We start from the raw sequence: 19,123 nt of genomic DNA, 5'->3' as shown, positions 1-19,123 counted from the left end.
GCCGGTTTATGGAGACAGTACTATGCTGAGAAACGTTTGCGCCTGTGTACTTTGTGTGTTGACTTTTGGTTCACTGCTCCAGGCCCAGACGCGCGAAGAAAAAGTGCGTCGGGATCGGGAGAAAGTGGAAGCCTCGGGCTACTGGATCTACAACGATCTGGAACGGGGTTTCCAGCAGGCGCGGGAGACAAAACGCCCCATGCTGGTTGTCCTGCGGTGTATCCCCTGCGAAGAGTGTGTCAAACTGGATGAGGAGCTGATGGAAAAAGATCCTCAGCTGAAACCACTGATGGATCAGTTTGTGCGGGTGCGGCAGATCTCGACCAATGGTCTGGATCTCTCCCTGTTTCAATATGACTACGATCAGTCTTTTGCGGTGTTTCTGCTGAATGCAGATCGAACGATTTACGGTCGGTTTGGTACACGCTCTCATCACACTCTCTGGTCCGAAGATGTGTCGATCGAGGGGCTGGCCAAGGCGATGCAGGGGGCACTGGAACTGCATGCGAAATATGACTCAGTGAAAGATTCCCTGGCCGCCAAGCAGGGGCCTCGCCCCGACGTTCCTTCGCCAGAAAAGTATCCACTGCTGAAAGGACGTTACCAGTCGCAGATTAACGAGAAAAAAGAAGTCGTCAAAAGCTGCATCCACTGTCATCAGGTCGGTGATGCCCAGCGAGACTTTTATCTGCGACAGGGAAAGCCTCTACCGGAACGAATCCTGTTCCAGTATCCGCATCCTAAAATCCTGGGTCTGATTCTGGATCCGACTGAAAAAGCGACGGTGAAAGAAGTTAAACCTGATTCCATTGCTGCGAAATCAGGATTTCAGCCCGGTGATGAGTTACTGGTGCTGGCTGGTCAACCCTTGCTGTCAATCGCAGACATTCAGTGGATCCTGCATCGCGCAGAGAGCCAGGATGAGTTGACGGCACAGATCAAACGTAAGGGCAAGAAACAACAGCTGACGCTCGCCTTGCCCAGCGGCTGGAAACGAGCCGATGATTTGTCGTGGCGCGTGAGCAGTTGGCCGATGCGGCGGATGGTGCTGGGAGGGGCGATCCTGGAAGATACAACTCCCGAAGAACGAACCGCAGCCGGTCTGCCTGCAAATGCATCGATGGCCCTGCGAATTCGGGGTCTGGGCAAATATGGTCTGCATGCCACCGCCAGGCGACGGGGCTTTCAGGAGGGGGATATCATCACAGGCTTTGATGGTCAGACCAATCTGGCCCGCGAGACCGATCTGTTAGCTTATGGAGTCAACGCCCATCAACCAGGAGAGACGGTAAACGTCACTGTCTTCCGGGGCGGGAAACAGCTTAAGCTGAGTCTGCCCCGTCAGGAGTGAGGTATTCGCTTAACGCCAGGCGAGTGTCTGAGTCTGGTGATTCCAGGGATGTTGATCATCGGTAGTACGGGTGGTGAGAGTGATGCCCGTAGGGCTCAGTTTCGCGATTGTCCAGCCCGTCGTGGAAGCTTTGGGATTCCCGACATAGGAGGTCGCCGGTGTATTGATGATGTGAATCCCTTTATGCTCGGCATTACTGCGATGGTGAATGTGTCCGTGGATGTAAGCTTTCACCTGTTTGCGGGGTGCCAGGACTTCCCAGAGTTCGACCGAATCAGTTAAGCCACCCGGGAAGTGATTGGGATCGCCTCCCAGTCGGGGATTATGGTGCGTCATGATGATGGCAGGCTTATCGGCGTGGGCATCGAGGGCTTTCGCCAGCCAGGTTCGTTGTTCTGCTCCCAGTGTTCCCTGAGTGACCATGGTTTTGTGCAGCGAATCGAGCAGGAAGAAATTCGCATGCGGTGTCTGCACCACGGAAATATGCTTCGATTTGACCGGCGGTGTTTCTGGCTGTTCTTCCTGCATGACGCTGTAGAACACATCGCGCTCGTCATGGTTGCCCAGAGTCAGGTGCATGTCGATTTTTGCCTCCTGCAGGGGGCGAATCAGTTTCGCCAAATGACGGTAATCACCGGGCTGACCATCCCGCAGTGCCAGGTCTCCATTGATGAGGACGCAGGCGGGCTTTTGCTCCAGGCTTACCAGTTCACTGACTACTTTGCGGAGATGACTGGGCACGGGAGAATTCTCCGGGTGCTTCTCGCCGATATGGGTGTCGTTGAGCAAGTAGATGATGTCTGACTGTTGTGAGTCTTTGGCAAAGGCACCAGCAGAATAAGTGAGGAAACCGGCTCCGAGGGTAAACAGGAACTGGCGACGGTTCTGGGCGGGCAGATGCACGGGCATGGGAAATACTCCCTGATGGATCGAGTTTAGAGGCAGGAATAAACTGGTAGAGCTATTATCCTACTCGCCCCCCGAACCAGACGAAACCGAAACCTGAATTAATTTTCCGTGATTGGCCGGGGCGGCTGTTCCAGAAAGTGTAGCGACTCGCGCCCCATCCGTTCGCAGATTCCCAGCGCTTCGGAGAAGGGAATATCGAGCCGTTCGACCCGATCCGGCGTCATGAAGATCACTTTCCCCGTCCAGGGATCGGGTGAACCGGGCAGGAAGATGGAAACGAGTGAACCTTCCATGCGCTCGGCTTCGAAAGCCAGACGGGTGACATCGTCAAAGCGAACGAGAACTGGAATCAATTCCGGTTTATTATGCTCGCCGCCAATACTGCCTTTGAGCTGCTCACGATAGATGGCATATCGGGGGAAGAGAATGATCAGATTCTTTTCCATGAACCTGGACAGTTTTTGTCCGATAGACCAGCGGGCAATCATCCCCGCTAAGAAACACATCAACACGACGATCGCAATCGACAATGCAAACAAGAGTGCGACGCCCGCGGGGTCAGTTGTGTCGATGTAAATAGAGAGTACATTGGCCACTGCCAGAACGATGGGAGCAATCTCCCCCACCAGAATCCCGATGACAATCAGGGGCAACAGAAAGATCAGTCCCCCGATGGCGGTGGTTTTCAGAAAACCAAAACTCTTTTTAACTTGTTTGACATGCTGTTCCATGAAAAGGATCTCGTCTCTGTAGATTCAGCGGTGTAAATCAGACTGTAGAATGTTTAATAGTCTACTCGCGGGGTTGCGCCTGGGGTGAGAGCTGTTTGGCAAGTTCATCCCGACGTTTCTGGAGTGCCTGATATTTTTCCGGCTCTGTTTTAATCAGGTTCTGTTTTTCATAGGGATCTGTTTTCAGGTCGAACAGAAATTCTGCTCCCTGGGCGTCCTGCAGGTATTTCCAGTCCCCCTGCCGGACAGCGGTCCAGCGGCCTCGATCCAGTTCCTGATGGGGCCCCAGTTGCCAATAGAATTCCCTGGAGCCAACCGGTTTCTGTTCTGTCAGTAGTGTCGAAATATCACGACCGTCCAGAGTCAGGCCGCTGGTATCTACATCAGCGAATCGGCAAATGGTGGGGAACAGGTCGAGCGCCCAGGTGACTTCACTGGTTTCAGTTCCCGCTTTAATCTTGCCGGGCCAGCGCATGATAAAGGGCACACGGATACCCCCTTCAAAAAGAGTGGCTTTGCCCCTCGAAACGGCTGATTACTGCCGCCGTAAACGTAGTCGCCACCGTGATCGGTCATGAAAATCACCACTGTATTTTCACCCAAACCGTTATTCTTCAGGGTCGACATGACACGACCGATGCCATCATCGAGGGCGACCGTCATGGCGGCAAATTCGCGGCGGACTTTGTCTTTAATGAAGGAGACCCGTTTCAGGTCATCCCCACGCGGCTGCATGATGTTTACCGGTTCCTGAGCTTTGGGAGACCAGCCTTTGCCGAAGTGGGGCGCATTATACGCCAGGAACAGGAAGAACGGTTTCTCCGCAGTCCGCTGGTCTTTCAGAAAGTGTTCTGCTTCTTCGGTAATCAGATCGGTGGCGTACCCGTTCTCGGTCACGTGCTGCCGGTTGTGGTACCAGTCAGGAATGTTTCCATAGGTCATTGTGAAGTAATCAATACAACCTCCGGTATGGCCGCGAAACAGATCAAAACCGTGTGATACCGGGAGGAAGGATTCGGTGCCGTGCCCCAGATGCCATTTACCGAGCAGGGCGGTCTGGTATCCGTTCTGCTGCAGGACTTCTGCGATGGTCGTCTCATCCGGCTGGATGCCCCGATTCTGATCGACGTCACTCATGAACATCAAAGCGCCGAGCAGCTGGTCGCGTGAGCGACTCGGATTGCGTCCTGTGAGCAGCCCAAACCGGGATGGTGTACAAATTGCGGAGGCAGAGTAGTATTGCCGAAACAGCAGCCCCTCTTTCGCCAGGTGATCGATGTTCGGCGTGGGAATCTCGCTGCCATAACAGCCGACATCATGGATGCCCTGATCATCGGTAAAGATAATCAGGAAGTTCGGCCGCTCGGCTGCAGGTAGAGGCTTTACAAGCATGATCAGCAACAGAAAGCAGATGAGGTACCAGCGCAGGTGTTGTCGTTGCATCGTATTCTTACCAGAGTGAGTTTATTCGGGCAGCGAAACAGGGAGGTAGATACTCCCTGTGTGATTAACTCACCATTGTATAGAAAAGCCGGGCTCAGGCAATAATGTCCTTGACGACCTTACCCCCTTCGGTACCAGTGAGACGAAATTCCCGTTCCCCCTGTTTGAAGGTAAGCTTGTCGTGCTGCAGGCCCATCTGATGCAGAATAGTGGCGTGCAGATCGCGGAAGTGAACTTTCCCTTCGATGGCCCGGGCTCCGGTCGGATCAGTCTTCCCATAGGCCAGTCCCCGTTTGATACCACCGCCGGCCATCCAGAAAGTGAAGCCGCGGGCGTTGTGCCCGGTTCCATCCTTCTTGTTTTCCGGCACGAGCCCGGGGCGACCAAATTCGCCTCCCCAGACAACGAGCGTCTCTTCCAGCAGGCCTCGCTGTTCAAGATCCTCCAGTAAGGCGGCAATCGGAGCATCCGTTGATTCACAGTTGGCGGTCAGATCGGCACGGTGGTTACTGTGTTGATCCCAACTGCCGTGATTGACTTCGATGAAACGGACTCCGGCTTCCGCGAATCGCCGTGCCAGCAGACATTGACGACCGAAGTCGGAATCTCCACAGGCACCGACCACTTTGCCCTGACCGACGCGGTAGCGTTCGAGTGTGGACCTGGTTTCGTTACTCAGATCAAGTAGTTCGGGAGCAGTGACCTGCATCCGGAATCCGAGTTCCATGGACTGAATGACGGCTTCGAGGCGTGAATCGTCTGGACGATGAGTAGCGTGTTCGCGATTCATGGCCTGCACGAAATCGAGCTGACGACGTTTCACGCGGGCAGGCAGGTGATCGCTGGCGATATTATTGATTGTCGCTTTCGACATGTCCGACGTGTTGAGGCCAATCGGCGTTCCTTCATAGACCGGCGGGAGAAAGGCACTCGAATAAACTGATGGTTTGCGGGGAAAGAGACTGATGAACCCGGGCACATTCTGATTCTCAGTTCCCAGCCCATATACGATCCAGGAGCCCAGGCTGGGGCGGGGACGCAAACGGTCGCCGGTGTGCAGTTGCAGGAATGACTGGGCGTGATTTGTGATATCTGCATACATGCCGTTGAGGACACAGAGCTTGTCAGCGTGCTTTGCGGTTTCGGGGAGGAGCTCAGAAATCCAGAGACCGCTTTCACCATGCTGTTTAAAATCAAACACCGATCCCGCGTGCTTCTTTTTGCCGGTCTGCGGTTTATAATCGAATGTATCGAGCTGAGCCGGTCCGCCACTCATGCAGAGAAAGATGACCCGTTTCGCCCGAGCAGGCAGCTGAGGAGGCCGGGCGTTAAGACTGGGCGCCGTCGCAGAACTTGCTGCAAACGAATGCTGCCCGCACAAGGCTGACATGGCCAGGTAGCCAAAGCCGCAAGAGGCGGATCGTAACATTTCGCGGCGCGAGATTCCGAGCATGGCAGGATTCCTTGTGTCGTCTTCTGTTCTCTTTTTGGATTTATCTTCTCAGTGATTAATCAACGTAGCGAAATTCATTCGTTGTCAGCAGTCCCTGACAGAGTGTGGCCCAGACTGCGACCCGCCGGAGTTCCTCTTGTGAGAATTCCGTTTCGAGTGCCTGGTCTACATCATGGATCAATGTCAGAGCCCGCTCGAGTTCTGCTGAGTTTGGAGTCCGGTTCAAAGCACGACGATAAGCCAGATGAATTCGCCCGCTCTCATCCAGTTCAGGATCGGAGAGCACCTCTTTGGCAAACCAGTCTGCCTGCTCGACCAGGAACGGACTGTTGAGCAGGAACAGGCTCTGTGTCGGTAGTGTGGATTCGTTTCTTCGGCCTACCGGTTTGGTGGAATCAGGCAGATCGAATGCAGAGAGTTCGGGGGGATCTGAATGACGGAGCATGCAGAGGTAGATACTGCGATGATTGTGAGGTAGATGCAGATTGCTGACCTTGTTGACCAGTTCATCGACGTTGGCAATCGCTGAACCCCGTGCTGGTTCTCGATTGAGCTGACCACTGGCTGCCAGAATGCTGTCGCGGAGTGATTCCGCATCCAGACGTCGACGGTTGTGTCGGCAGAGGAGGCGATTCTCCGGATCGGCTTCGAGAATTTCTGCTTCACAGAAACTGCTGAGCTGATAGGTATGACTGAGGACGATCGCGCGAATCAGCTGCTTGACCGACCAGCCTTCCGAGCGAAAGCGAATCGCCAGATGATCGAGTAGTTCCGGGTGCGTGGGGCGCTCTCCATAAACGCCAAAGTCATCGGGAGTGCGGACCAGTGCCTGACCAAACAGATGCAGCCAGATGCGGTTGACCATCACGCGCGCTGTCTGGGGATGATCGGCGGAGGTGAGCCACTGGGCCAGTTGCAGCCGACCACTGGATTTGTCAGTAAGTTCAGGTGGTTGAGCAACTTTGCAGGCCGAGAGAAAACCCCGGGGAACCTGGGGGCCCAGCTTCTTGGATTCCCCCTTAATATTGATTTTACAGTCAACGATTTTTTTCTTTTCGCGGACACCCATTGCCAGAGCGGTACCAGCCGGATAAACGTTTTTAGGCTTCTTTTTGCGGGACTGCGCCCGTTTGTTGACAACCGGTTTCACACCACTGTCGGGTGGTGCGACATAGTGGGTTTTCGCTTTCAGAATGTGCAGCGGTGTTTCAGGTGCCGTCAAAGGTTGATTGGCGGCATAACCCCACATCGTTTCGGTGCTGAGAAAGATTCCGGCCAGGGCATAATAGTCGCTGGCAGGAATCGGATCGTGTTTGTGATCATGGCAGCGGGCACAGGCGACGCTGAGGCCCATGACGCCGGTGCTGATGACATTGATTTGATCGTTGACCACATCCATATCAAAGTTGACGTTCATCGCCTTGGCTGGTTTAGCACCAATGGCCAGAAAGCCTGTTGCGATCAGCAGACGGTCCCGTTCTGCGGGAGTCTGTGCTGAAAGCAGGTCGCCGGCGATCTGTTCGGTGAGAAACTGATCGTAGGGGACATCGTCATTGAACGCCTGGATGACATAATCCCGATACCGCCAGGCATGGGGGAAGGTTGGATTACGTCCCAAACCATCGTTGCCGTTGGATTCACCATAGCGGGCCACATCGAGCCAGTATCGTCCCCAGCGTTCACCAAAATGAGGTGAAGCCAGTAGTTCGTCAACCAGTCGCGTTACCGCCTGTTGGCGATGCTGTTCATAATCGTTTAGAAATGTTTCTACCTGCTCTGCGGCAGGGGGGAGGCCGGTCAGATCAAAGTACAGGCGGCGGACCAGATGTACGGGTGAAGCATCGTGCGTGGTTTGCAGTTTGGCCTGTTCAATGTGTGAGAGAACAAACCGATCTATGGGATCAAAGCACCAGTCTTGTTCCTTCACCGACGGTGGTGAAGGATTCTTCACCGGCTGGAATGACCAGAGTTCCGGGTTCGCTGCCGCGTTTTCAGTATCAGGTTTCCGGGCGGCCACCGGTTGTTCGACGCGCGGATCGGGGACCCCCATTTCAACCCACTTAATGAAATCCTGGATCACGGCTTCTGACAGCGGCTCATCCGGGGGCATCTCCAGACCGTCATAACGAAGTGCCTGAATCAACAGGCTCTCATTGGGGCGTCCTTCGACAAACGCGGGACCGGATTCTCCTCCGACCCGCATCCCATCGCGGGTATCCATCCGCAGCTTTCCCCCCAGTTCTTCTGACTTTGAGGAATGGCAGGAATAACATTTTTTGACTAGGACGGGCCGAATTTTATTTTCGAAGAAGGCACGTTCCTGTGGATGCATGTTTTTGGAGGGCTTGTTCGCACTCCTGGCAGAGATCGCGGGATAGAAAGCGATCGCAATGATCCAATAGACGGCAGTGAGCGGGGTGAGCAACTTACGCATGGCCGACGAATTCTAATCAGGTGGGAAAAGTCATACGCGACAAGGCGCGTACAGGCAAGATTAGTGAACAAGCTTAAATCATACTTTGTTGATGCGTTTAAGTCAACAACCTTAAATATATCTTCGTCCTGTTTGAAGACGATGCCCACCATTTTTGTAGGTACAACACTGATCGCTACAGTCTATCTGATTGATGTGACCCGTGGTTTTGCTACGATGAGCGGCTGAACGGCCCAGAAATTGAGATTCAACAGAGAGTCAACCCCGTGCAGAATGAATTTGATGTTGTGATCGTCGGAGGCGGTGGCAGTGGACTGGCTGCTGCAGCGCGGTCTTTGGAATTTGGTGCGCGGGTACTGGTACTGGAGAAGCAGCCGCAGCTGGGTGGCACCACGGGGATGGCCATCGGTTCGTTTACCGGTAATGGTACCAGTATGCAACGAGCCGCGGGGATCGAAGACAATCCCGATAATCATGAAACCGACGCTGGTCTGTTCGCGGCACCTGAGATTGAAGCACAAAATGATTCCGAGTTGCGGCGATTCTTTCTGGGACAAACGGCAGAGACCCTGGAGTGGCTTCGCGATCTGGGACTGCACTTTCATGGACCGAACCCCGAGCCTCCCAACCGTGTACCGCGCATGCACAATATCGTGCCGAATGCGAAGGCCTACATTGCCGCTTTCCAGGCACAGATTCTCAAACGACAGGGGACGATTGTCTGCGATGCACCAGTGGTGGAACTGGTTCGAGAAGCAGGGCGGGTGACGGGAGTCGTCGCTGAGATTCAGGGGAAACGGCGGACGATTCAGGCACGCCGGGGTGTGGTTTTAGCCGCGGGTGATTATGCAAATGCACCAGAGATCATCGGACGATTTAAGGGAAATCGTTTTCGTTCGATTGAAGGGGTGAATCCTAAAGCGTGTGGAGATGGTCATCTGCTGGCAGAACGGACGGGAGCGCAACTGTTGAACATGGAGATTACCTATGGCCCGGAACTCCGTTTTGTGCCACCTCCGGGAGATCCGTTTGAACAACTGCTGCCGACCAGCGGATTTCTGGCGCAACTGATGGGGCGGCTGGTGCCTTATCTGCCTCAATTTCTGATCAACTGGCGCATCAAGCGACTGCTGTTGACGTGGCAGCATCCGGAAAATGCACTGTTTGACGATGGTGCGATCCTCGTGAATGCAGCTGGGCAGCGTTTCTGCAACGAGCGAGTTTCTCCGGAGAGGGAGATTGCGATTTCGGAACAGGAGAATAAAGCGGCTTATATTCTGTTGGATGAACGCATCGCTGCCTGTTACAGCGAGTGGCCGCATTTCATTTCGACAGCGCCCAAGATCGCCTATGCGTACGTGGAAGATTATTTGAAACTGCGTCCCGATGTGAGTGCCGCTGCAGGTTCACTGGAAGAACTCGCGAAGCATCGCCAGTTGAATCTAACCCACTTACAGGACACCGTCGCCCAGTTCAATGCGTACGCCTCAGGCCAGCAGTCAGATCCGTTTGGGAGGACCGGTGATACTGAACCGCTGGCCGGAAATCGCTGGGTTTTGCTGGGACCGGCGAAGGCCTATTTCACCACAACGGAAGGGGGTGTGGCGATCAACCAGGGACTGCAGGCGCTGGACGAGCATGGTGATCCGATTCCCGGCTTATACGCGATTGGCTGCAACGGCATGGGAGGACAGGTGCTGTGGGGACATGGACTGCACATCGCCTGGGCACTTACCAGCGGTCGCCTGGTCGGAGAAATTCTGGGAAAATCAAACAACCAATGACCGATGATCCTCGTATCCCTCCTGCCGTGCTCTTATGCGGTCGCAGGTTTTCGTTTCACGTCATACAGATCAAATCCGTCCAGGTGCCAGAATTTTTCCAGGCCGATTTCATCGTAGAGATCTATTTCTGATTCAAACAGTGGATAGAGCCCCTGTAGATGAATCGTTCGATCGGGCAGTTCGAATGTCGCTTCTTCCTGACTCAGAAACGATGGAGCGAATACCAGGTACGCACTCATCTCACTTTCTTCGGAGATCGGATCGTCGATTTGAAAAATGTCACCATAAGAAAAGCGTTTTTCGTTGAAGAACGCGGAGGCGAAGAACCCGGCGGCGAATCCCCAGCTCTGGTCTTTCGTATCCAGAGAAACAATCAATTCCGGTTTTGATCCCTCCTCCCAGTCCGGATGAGAGGCCTGAGAGAGACCGCAGGTAACCGCAGTCAGGGTTCCCTCTTCAGGCAGGTTCTCAAAGTAGATCACTTTGATCTCGGGCTGGTCATCATTGGCTTGAACTTCAACAATACCATCAATCTCTCCAAAGCGTTCTTCTAATGCCTTGAGCCAGTTCGTTTCGAATGTGTCCACTTATTATTTTATCCTTGAGAGCGAGTAGAGATGGTGTTGTAGTTAGTTCAACTGGCCGGGTTATCTGATCCTGGAATGACCTGAGTCAGATCTTTACCGAGAATCGAGGGGCACCAGTAGCGTTCAATATGTTCTATGATCATTTCGGTCCCCCGGGTATGGCTAACGTACGGTTTGTCGCGGGGATCATAAAGGGCATCGGTCAGGTCACGACAGAGGACCACGTTTTTGTTGAGGTAACGCATCTGTCGGATCCCGAACGGTCGCCCCAGCACGCACATATTCGTATGCACGCCCATCAGCACAATATTTTTCCGCTGTTCCTGTTCCAGGAAGTTATAGATTTCCTGGCCGTTAGCGCTGATGACATCGTAGCCGATGATTTTGATCGCCGGATGTTCGTGTCGATCGTGATTGGGTTGATAGGTCGGAAAAGGATCATCACAGCCCCGGATGGGACCATCGGTGCGTTTGACGGTATCGTCTACGGGGAGTGGTCCTTCTTTCTCCGGATTCAGATAACACCAGCCCTGGATTTTGACGGGAGGTTGGGCCGGCTTGGCTTCTTTGATTCGTTTGCGGTAAGGTGTATCTTCATAGAGCTGGATTCCCCCACTGGGTGCATGAATGATGGCGACGCCCCGATCGCGGGCTTTCGAAATGACGTCATTCATCCGGGGAGCCATCCGGCCGACCCGATGTGCAGCCAGCTTGCAGGGATGATCGGCCCACATGTCGCAGATAATGATGGCGGTTTCGGAAGCCTTCCATTCAGCGGTTTCCATCTGAGCAGGCGCGGATTCCTCTTTCCCGCGTTTTCTCAATTCGACGGACAATACTCCCGGTACTGGCGGAACCTGGCGGGCAGCCTCAGTCGTCTCTTCCGCGAGTAAACCGGCCAGGGAAGGAGTCAGCGCACCGGCCAGGCTCCCCTGCAGAATTGATTGCAGGAACTGACGTCGCGAGCGGGGATCGGGATGTAATATCATGCCTCTTACCTCTATTCGGGAAAGTGAATACCGCTCACATTGTGCAGGGGCTGTCTGCACAATTCAATTGGAATTGATTTATTAATTCCAGATGAGCATTCCTTCGTTTTAAAGACAGGCTTTCCTTTGCTCTGCCTGCCATTCATAATAGAACAAGCTAACAGAAATCGCTCCTCTCCAGTGCCGAAAATTCAGGATTTGGAAATATGCGCAATCAAATCGGATGGCTGCTGCTGCTCAGCAGCCTCTTGCTGTCTGTCCCTGCAATCAATGCGGCAGAGCAAGCTCAGAGTCCCTTAAAGCGACTGGTTTTGCAGGAAGGAGATCGCATTGTCTTTATTGGAAATACGTTCGCCGACCAGCTGCGGTTATATAACTATCTGGAAACGCTGCTGACGGCACAAGCACCGGTCAGCAAACTCAGCTTTCGCAATCTGGCCTGGTCGGGCGACACGCTGACGTTACAGCCTCGTCCCTTGAATTTTGGTTCGCTGGACGACCATCTCACAGCAGAGAAAGCGGATGTGATTATCGCCTGTTTTGGCATGAATGAATCGTTCGCCGGTCCGAGCGAGGTGAAGGCGTATCGCGAACACTGGGAACAGTTCCTCAAGCATCTGAAGTCAAAGAAGTATAATGGTTCCACTGCACCGCGGGTGGTGATCCTCTCCCCCATCGCCCACGAAAATATGGGATCACCCCTGCCTGATCCTGCAGACCATAACCATAGTCTGGCTGCATATACAAAAACGATGCAGTCTGTAGCGGAAGCGCACCAGTTGCCTTTCGTCGACCTGTATCATGCGACTTCCAGGCTGATGGAAGCCAACCCTTCGCAGAAGCTGACCCATAACGGCATCCATCTCAACCAATATGGCTATTGGGCGGTGAGTCAGCTGATTGCAGACAGCTTGCTGGCGAAGGAGGTCACGAGTCCTCAACTGGTGATCGATTTGAAATCTCAGAAGATCGAAACGACCAATGCAGAGGTCACACAGCAGAATCTCAAGTCGGACCAGATTGAATTCACCGTCAAACCGCTGCTCCTGCCGATCCCTGCACCGCCGGACGGAGCGATAGCAGACAGTGATCTGCTGGCCCGGCAACCTCGCCTGAGTGTGAAATATTTACCTGAGGGCAATTATCGACTGGTGGTCGGCGGAACTGTGATTGTGACGGGTAGTGCAAGCGACTGGGGCCGGGGCATTGTGTTGCTGAACCTGCCATCCCAGGTGCAGGTGGCTGATCTTCGTTCGACCATCAACCGTAAGAATGAGCTCTTCTTTTATGTCTACCGTGCACACAACGCCGAGTATATCTTCGGTCGCCGCACGAAACCGTTCGGTGCCGTCTCGTTTCCACCTGAGATGGAAACATTCGACGAACTGATCCAGTCTCGAGAGAAAACGATTCAGGAACAGGCCCGACCCATCGAAGCAGCAAAATGGGAACTGATTCGAGTCGACTGATTACAAATCGACCTGACAAGACTTCCCCCTCATTACTGAAACTTTTCAATTCGATATATAGAGTGACTCATGCGAAACTCAATTGATCCAGCCCGCTTCTGCCTGGGACTGATTCTGACTTCGATCTGCTTTGTGATGACACAATCCGTTTTCGCTGCGGATCAGAAACCGGCGCAACCACACGTAGTGTTTGTGGTGGGGACAACCCATCATGCTCCACAGAAAACGCTGCCCGCATTCGCGAAGCGGCTGGAGCAGTATGGTTTCAAGACGACCGTGGTGCTGCCTGACGGTGATCCCGAACGTAACCAGAAAGGACTTCCGGGGCTGGAAGTACTGGAAGAAGCGGATCTGGCTGTATTTTTCATGCGGTTCCTGCAACTACCGCCGCGGCAGTTTGCGCACATTCAGAACTACATCAAATCCGGAAAACCGGTGATCGGCCTGCGAACCAGCACGCATGCCTTCGATTACGAAAAAGGGCATCCCCTGGAAGAGTGGAACCGGGGATTCGGCAAACGCGTTTTAGGTTCCGAATATTTTTTTCACCTCACAGGTGAAACAGTTGTGGAGCATGTGCTGGAACATCGCGATCATGACATTCTGAACGGGGTCGCAGCGAAATTTCTGGCCCCCGGTGTCCTCTATCAGGCAGATATCCCTGCAGACGCCACACCGCTCTTGACCGGTACAGGAAACTCCAAACGCAAAGGGATCTTCAAGAACCAGTTTGGCACTTATGAACTGACGGGCGAGATGAGCTGGCCCGTTGCCTGGACGTGGAAGAATGAATGGGACAGTCGTGTCTTTACTACCACACTGGGACATGAAGATTCATTTCGGTTGGACGCTTTTAATCGCCTGCTGATCAACGCCATACACTGGTGTCTGGAATTGCCCGTAGGCACGACGCCGGAAAAACTGGCGGTCGCGAATTCTGCGCCTAATCTGAAGCGACCGTTCGAACTGACTCAGGATCACACGCCCGAAACGGAACGTAAGACATTCCAGTTGCTGCCTGGTTACGAGGTGAACCTGTTCGCTGCCGAACCGATGCTGGTGAATCCGATTCACATGACCTGGGATCCCCAGGGGCGACTGTGGGTGATCTGTTCTACTTCGTACCCACAGGTTTCTCCGGGCGAAAAACCAAACGATCAGATTGTGATTCTGGAAGACACCGACAACGATGGACAGGCAGATAAATCAACGGTGTTTGCCGACGGGCTCTATGTGCCAACGGGACTGGAACTGGGTGACGGTGGCGTTTACGTTGCCAACGCACCAGATCTCCTGTTCCTCAAAGACACGAATGGAGACGGGAAAGCCGATCATCGGGAAGTGGTTCTGACCGGCTTTGCCACAGAAGACAACCACCATTCGATCAGCGCCTGGCGATGGGGACCGGGAGGCTGGCTCTACTTCCAGGAAGGGACCTTCATGCATACCCAGGTAGAGACCCCGTACGGTACGGTCCGCCTGGAAAATGGAGGCGTATTTCAATTCCAGCCACGCACTCTGAAGCTGAATGTGTTTGCGGACTATCGTGCTTCGAATCCATGGGGGCACATGTTCGATGACTGGGGGCAGTCGTTCGTGATCGACAACCCGCGCATCTATTTCAGTGCACCACTGACCGCGAACAGTCGCGCCAAGCTGGGTTACGAGGCCAGCGGCGAAGGAACGAAGCAGTGTGGCGGCGAATTCGTAGCCAGCCGCCATTTTCCCCCGGAAGTCCAGGGAGAGATCTGGACCAATCAGTATAAAACACACGCGGTGGCACGCTATGAAGTCACCGATGATGGAGCCGGTTATTCGGTCAAAGGGCTGGAGCCTCTGCTTCAGTCGAGCAGTTCTTACTTCCGCCCCGTTGATCTGAAGATGGGACCGGATGGAGCCGCTTATGTGCTGGACTGGTACAATCCGCTGATTGGTCACATGCAACACAGCTTTCGCGATGAACGACGCGATACGACACATGGCCGTGTCTGGCGGGTGACTTATAAGGGACGTCCTCTGGTTGAGCGTCCTCAACTGACCGACGTCCCCCTGAAAGATGTGGTGAACCACTTGCGAGACCCGGAGAGCTTCACGCGTCAACAGGTCAGGCGTGTCCTCTATGATGCGGACCAGCAACAGGCGAAAAAAGCCCTGAACGACTGGCTGCTGACCCTGGCTCCCCAGGAGCCGAACTACGACCATCATCGACTGGAAGCGCTCTGGTGCTTTCAGACCATTGGGGTCAAGAATGAAAAACTGTTGCGAGAGGTACTGGAAGCCCAGGATCCACGTGCCCGGGCCGCTGCACTGCGGGTGCTGCGTTACTGGCATGCCCAGATAAAAAATCCGCTTGAGCTACTGGAAGCTGCAATCCACGACGCGCATCCCCGTGTCCGTCTGGAAGCGATTCTGACAGCAGGATATATTCCCGATCCCCGTTCGGTCACGATCGCGGTCAAGGCCATCGATGCCCCCATGGATCGCTATCTGGAACACTCGCTGAAGTTAACCATCGACGGGCTGCAGGATCACTGGGTCAAAGCGCAGCAGGCAGGTAAGCTTCAGTTCGATAAGCCGGCACATAAAAATTATGCCCTGGCGAATCTGCTGTCGAATGAATCCATTGATGTGATTATTGATCTGCTCAATGCGGGCAGTATTGATGCTGATCTGCTGAAAGGACCCGCCCAGGTTGTCGCGGAGAAAGCCAATGCGAATCAACTGGAACCACTGGTACTGAGTCTGGTGGAAGTCACACGCGAATACAAAACACAGGGTGGCAAAGGCATCTCTCCCGAGGCACTCAGCATCTTACTGGATGCGATGGATCGGGCTGCACGGGAACGGGGCGTCGTCCCGAAAGGCAACGTCGGTTCCATGCTCAGCCGCTCTGCGGTTGTACCTGGTGTGCCTGTGCAAAAATCAGTAGCCCGGCTGATTGGTTCCTGGAAACTGACGCGCGAAGGCAGACGATTACAGCGAAATCTGAATGCCGCAGACACCGACCCGGAAGTTAAGCAGCTGTCAGCAGAATCGCTGGGAATGCTGGGGGATGCGGGTTCGATCAAGTATCTGAAGGGGCTCGCGAATTCCGGGAAACCTGTCAACCAGCGTTTGCTGGGCATCTATGGTCTGGCAGCACATGACCTCAAAGAGGCAGCCCGTCTGACACCAGACATTCTGAGTCAGGATCCCGAGGATTCTGATCCCGCCTGGTTCCTGACTGCATTCACGAAACGAAAAGGGGGCCCTGAGGTTCTGGCAGAGCAGCTGAAATCGGCAAAGTTGAACGCACAAATGGCGGCCCGTATTCGCCAACATCTAATCGAGACCGGCGAAACGAATCAGGCTTTAATCGATGCTTTTGGCGGGGGAGTGATGCAGGATTCTCTGGAAGCGCAGCTACTCAAAGAGAATGTACTCGATCTGGCCAGTGAAGCCCGAGAGCAGGGGGACGCCGCCCGGGGTGAGTTGATCTTCCGCAGGGCCGAGCTGGCCTGCATGAAGTGCCACAGTATTTCCAATGCAGGACCTGTACTGGGTCCGGACCTGGCAGCCATCGGTTCAAGTTCACCTCCGGACTACATAGTCGATTCATTCCTGCGTCCCTCCAAAGTGATTAAGGAATTCTACGAGAGCATCATGGTGGTCACCGATGAAGGACGCGTGATCAACGGAATTCTGGTGGTACAGGATAATTCCAAGGTGGTACTCAAAGACGCAGCCCAGCAGGGGAAGCAGGTCACGATTCCCGCAGATCAGATTGAATTTACGAAGAAGCTGCCCTCGTTGATGCCTCAGGGACTCGCGAGTAAACTGAAAAGCCGCCAGGAATTTCTGGACCTGGTTAAATTTGTTACTGAGCTCGGACGTCCCGGTCCCTACGCAACGAGTGCAGCTCAGGTGGTGCGTCGCTGGCGTCTACAGGGTGCAGAGGCGGCTATGACAGCAGAAAATTCTGCGCAGATCAAAACTCTGGCAGATTCAGGAGTTGCTGCTTACAGCATGGTGAATGGCACGCTGCCTGCGGCTGACCTGAACCTGCAAAAGCCTGTCACACGAGCCATGGCTCTGGTTGATGTGACACAAGCCGGGAATGTGCAGTTAATACTGAATTCCTCGAAAGGGGTCAAGCTGTGGTTGAATGAGACGTCGGTGCCCGTATCTGAAATGACAACCCTGCTTCTCCCTTCCGGACGGAGTCAGATCACTTTCGAGATCGACCGCGATGCGCGGGGAGACACTGGTCTACGGGCAGAGTTCCTGAAAGCAGAACAGCAGCCCCAGGGCCGCTTTAAAGTGGTCGGCGGTCCCTGAGACTCGGCTGTCAGGATACAGGATCAATCCTGTTGTGCTGTCGTGCGTTTGATCCAGGCACCACAGAGATCGGGCCAGTTGGAGACCGGGTTGTCTGAAGGTCGCAGACCGTAGCCGTGCCCCCCTCTGGCAAAGAGATGCAGTTCGGCATCGACTTTGGCGTCTTTCAGGTCACGTGTGTAATTGAATGCACTGTCGACCAGGCGTCGGTCATCGAGAGTCTGGACAATGAATGCAGGCGGAGTCTGGTCGGTCACTTTGATCTCGGGAGCCGACTTACGCTTGTCGTCTTCCTGGTAGATGTAAGCCGGGTAGATCAGAACGGTAAAGTCGGGACGACAGCTGAGTTTATCGGCTGCATCAATGGGTTCATAATTCCGCTTCTCATAGTTGGTCGACAGGTTCGCTGCCAGGTGTCCGCCGGCGGAGAAGCCGAGTACACCAATCTGCTGCGGTTTAATGCCCCACTCCTGTGCTTTACTGCGCACGAGTCCTAACGCACGCTGGGCGTCTTTCAGGGCCTGTTCGCGCTGATTACCGGGGACCGTGTATTTGACGACCACTGCATGAATGCCGATGGAATTCAGCCATTCCGCGATTTCGGTTCCTTCCAGATCGTAAGCCAGGATGTTGTAACCACCTCCCGGAAAAATGACGACGGCGGGGGCGTTGGGTTTGGCATTTTTGGCTTTGTAAAATTCGATTGCCGGCCGGTTCACTTTGGTAATACGAATGATATTGCTGTATTTGACTTCGTCATCGCTCTGGTCCAGCAGAGGACGATCAGGCCAGACTGCGATTTGTGCATCCGGTTTGGGAGTTTCAATGGGCGCTGCAGCCAACGAGCAGAATAGAAAGGTAGACAGTAGAAAATATTTCACGGTTGAGATCTCCTGCAGGAATCAACTTCAGTTGGAATCAGATATGGACTCAGAATTCACTATCATAACGGTCCCCCATTAACGGGTGTAGCTGGGCAGATTCATTTTTCTTGTGAAATGCACGTAAGTGTTGATTTGTAAAGAAATTTCAAATACCACTTGCAATTTGAGATAATCCCGCGACACTGAACTTCAGCTGACGCCATCTGTTTCAACTGTTCATTTCACGACTCCGCTCCGTCATGAAAAAGCTAACCCGCCCCCGTCTGACCACGGTATTGCTGATTGTGATTGCCATCCTGATCGGTGGGCTCGTGGGCATCGGTACATTCACATTCGGCTACGCACAAGGTGCCTCTTATCTCAAATCCGATTCCCAGTCCTGTGCGAACTGTCATGTAATGCAGGGACACTTTGATGCCTGGCTGAAATCATCGCATGGGAAATTCGCGGGCTGCAACGATTGTCACGCACCGCACGACGGTGTTGCCTCGAAGTATTACTGCAAGGCACGGAACGGCTTTTTCCATTCGCTGGCGTTCACAACGGGTGACTTCGAAGAGAATCTGAGAATTACCGATTACAACCGACGTGTTACTGAGCAGGCCTGTCGAAACTGCCACCAGGATCTTGTGCACCAGATCGACATAAACGCGATTGGCGAATTGCAAAACGACAAGACCGAACGACTGGAATCCAATGCGTGTATTCGCTGTCACTCCAGTGTGGGGCACGATACCTGAGTCAAATCTGATTTGATATCCCGATTACGTGG

At 53.8% G+C, this 19,123-nt stretch carries 14 protein-coding genes; 5 read left to right on the top strand and 9 right to left on the bottom strand.

Features of this window, described 5'->3' with window-relative positions:
• The first annotated feature begins 22 nt into the window (after window positions 1-22).
• Window positions 23-1,351: a Trx7/PDZ domain-containing (seleno)protein gene (locus F1728_RS18630; protein WP_155365349.1), complete on the top strand. Its 1,329-nt coding sequence runs from the start codon at window positions 23-25 to the stop codon at window positions 1,349-1,351.
• 9 nt (window positions 1,352-1,360) lie between these two features.
• Here the strand turns inward: F1728_RS18630 and F1728_RS18625 are convergent, their stop codons facing one another.
• The 6 genes from F1728_RS18625 to F1728_RS18600 form a co-directional block, all read right to left on the bottom strand.
• Window positions 1,361-2,260, bottom strand: coding sequence for a metallophosphoesterase family protein (locus F1728_RS18625; RefSeq protein ID WP_155365348.1), 900 nt, complete (start codon window positions 2,258-2,260; stop codon window positions 1,361-1,363).
• 98 nt (window positions 2,261-2,358) lie between these two features.
• Window positions 2,359-2,991 carry a DUF502 domain-containing protein gene (locus tag F1728_RS18620; protein WP_155365347.1) on the bottom strand — a complete coding sequence of 211 codons (633 nt, stop codon included), beginning with the start codon at window positions 2,989-2,991 and terminating at the stop codon, window positions 2,359-2,361.
• 61 nt (window positions 2,992-3,052) lie between these two features.
• Window positions 3,053-3,478 carry a sulfatase family protein gene (locus F1728_RS32610; protein WP_155365346.1) on the bottom strand — a complete coding sequence of 142 codons (426 nt, stop codon included), beginning with the start codon at window positions 3,476-3,478 and terminating at the stop codon, window positions 3,053-3,055.
• The gene (locus tag F1728_RS18610) at window positions 3,370-4,434 is read right to left on the bottom strand and encodes a sulfatase-like hydrolase/transferase (RefSeq protein ID WP_155365345.1); all 1,065 of its coding nucleotides are present in this window, start codon (window positions 4,432-4,434) and stop codon (window positions 3,370-3,372) included. Before F1728_RS18610 ends, F1728_RS32610 begins: the two co-directional genes overlap by 109 nt.
• A 94-nt stretch (window positions 4,435-4,528) precedes the next feature.
• A complete protein-coding gene (locus F1728_RS18605; protein WP_155365344.1) occupies window positions 4,529-5,887 on the bottom strand; it encodes a DUF1501 domain-containing protein in 1,359 nt (452 codons plus the stop codon).
• Between the two features lie 55 nt (window positions 5,888-5,942).
• A complete protein-coding gene (locus F1728_RS18600) occupies window positions 5,943-8,321 on the bottom strand; it encodes a PSD1 and planctomycete cytochrome C domain-containing protein (protein ID WP_155365343.1) in 2,379 nt (792 codons plus the stop codon).
• A gap of 266 nt (window positions 8,322-8,587) precedes the next feature.
• Between F1728_RS18600 and F1728_RS18595 the strand changes: the two genes are divergently transcribed.
• On the top strand, window positions 8,588-10,105 hold the full coding sequence (locus tag F1728_RS18595) for an FAD-dependent oxidoreductase (protein ID WP_194242427.1): 1,518 nt from the start codon (window positions 8,588-8,590) through the stop codon (window positions 10,103-10,105).
• A 32-nt stretch (window positions 10,106-10,137) separates the two neighbouring features.
• On the opposite strand, the gene F1728_RS18590 is transcribed toward F1728_RS18595, so the two are convergent.
• Both F1728_RS18590 and F1728_RS18585 read right to left on the bottom strand, forming a co-directional pair.
• Entirely contained in the window at window positions 10,138-10,692 is a 555-nt protein-coding gene (locus F1728_RS18590) for a suppressor of fused domain protein (RefSeq protein WP_149343946.1), read from the bottom strand.
• Between the two features lie 47 nt (window positions 10,693-10,739).
• The gene (locus F1728_RS18585; RefSeq protein ID WP_228030234.1) at window positions 10,740-11,681 is read right to left on the bottom strand and encodes a cysteine hydrolase family protein; all 942 of its coding nucleotides are present in this window, start codon (window positions 11,679-11,681) and stop codon (window positions 10,740-10,742) included.
• 206 nt (window positions 11,682-11,887) lie between these two features.
• Here F1728_RS18585 and F1728_RS18580 point away from each other — a divergent pair, with 206 nt between their 5' ends.
• Together F1728_RS18580 and F1728_RS18575 are read left to right on the top strand one after the other, a co-directional pair.
• The gene (locus tag F1728_RS18580; RefSeq protein ID WP_155365341.1) at window positions 11,888-13,150 is read left to right on the top strand and encodes an SGNH/GDSL hydrolase family protein; all 1,263 of its coding nucleotides are present in this window, start codon (window positions 11,888-11,890) and stop codon (window positions 13,148-13,150) included.
• Between the two features lie 69 nt (window positions 13,151-13,219).
• Entirely contained in the window at window positions 13,220-17,467 is a 4,248-nt protein-coding gene (locus tag F1728_RS18575) for a PVC-type heme-binding CxxCH protein (RefSeq protein ID WP_155365340.1), read from the top strand.
• Window positions 17,468-17,490: 23 nt separating this feature from the next.
• On the opposite strand, the gene F1728_RS18570 is transcribed toward F1728_RS18575, so the two are convergent.
• A complete protein-coding gene (locus F1728_RS18570) occupies window positions 17,491-18,348 on the bottom strand; it encodes an alpha/beta hydrolase (RefSeq protein ID WP_228030233.1) in 858 nt (285 codons plus the stop codon).
• A 242-nt stretch (window positions 18,349-18,590) separates the two neighbouring features.
• Here F1728_RS18570 and nrfH point away from each other — a divergent pair, with 242 nt between their 5' ends.
• Entirely contained in the window at window positions 18,591-19,091 is a 501-nt protein-coding gene (gene nrfH, locus F1728_RS18565; protein ID WP_155365339.1) for a cytochrome c nitrite reductase small subunit, read from the top strand.
• Window positions 19,092-19,123 lie beyond the last annotated feature (32 nt).

This window comes from Gimesia benthica, from assembly GCF_009720525.1.
GTDB lineage: Bacteria > Planctomycetota > Planctomycetia > Planctomycetales > Planctomycetaceae > Gimesia > Gimesia benthica.
The sequence above is the reverse complement of the archived record's forward strand: the minus strand, read 5'-3'. Positions and strand labels throughout refer to the sequence as shown.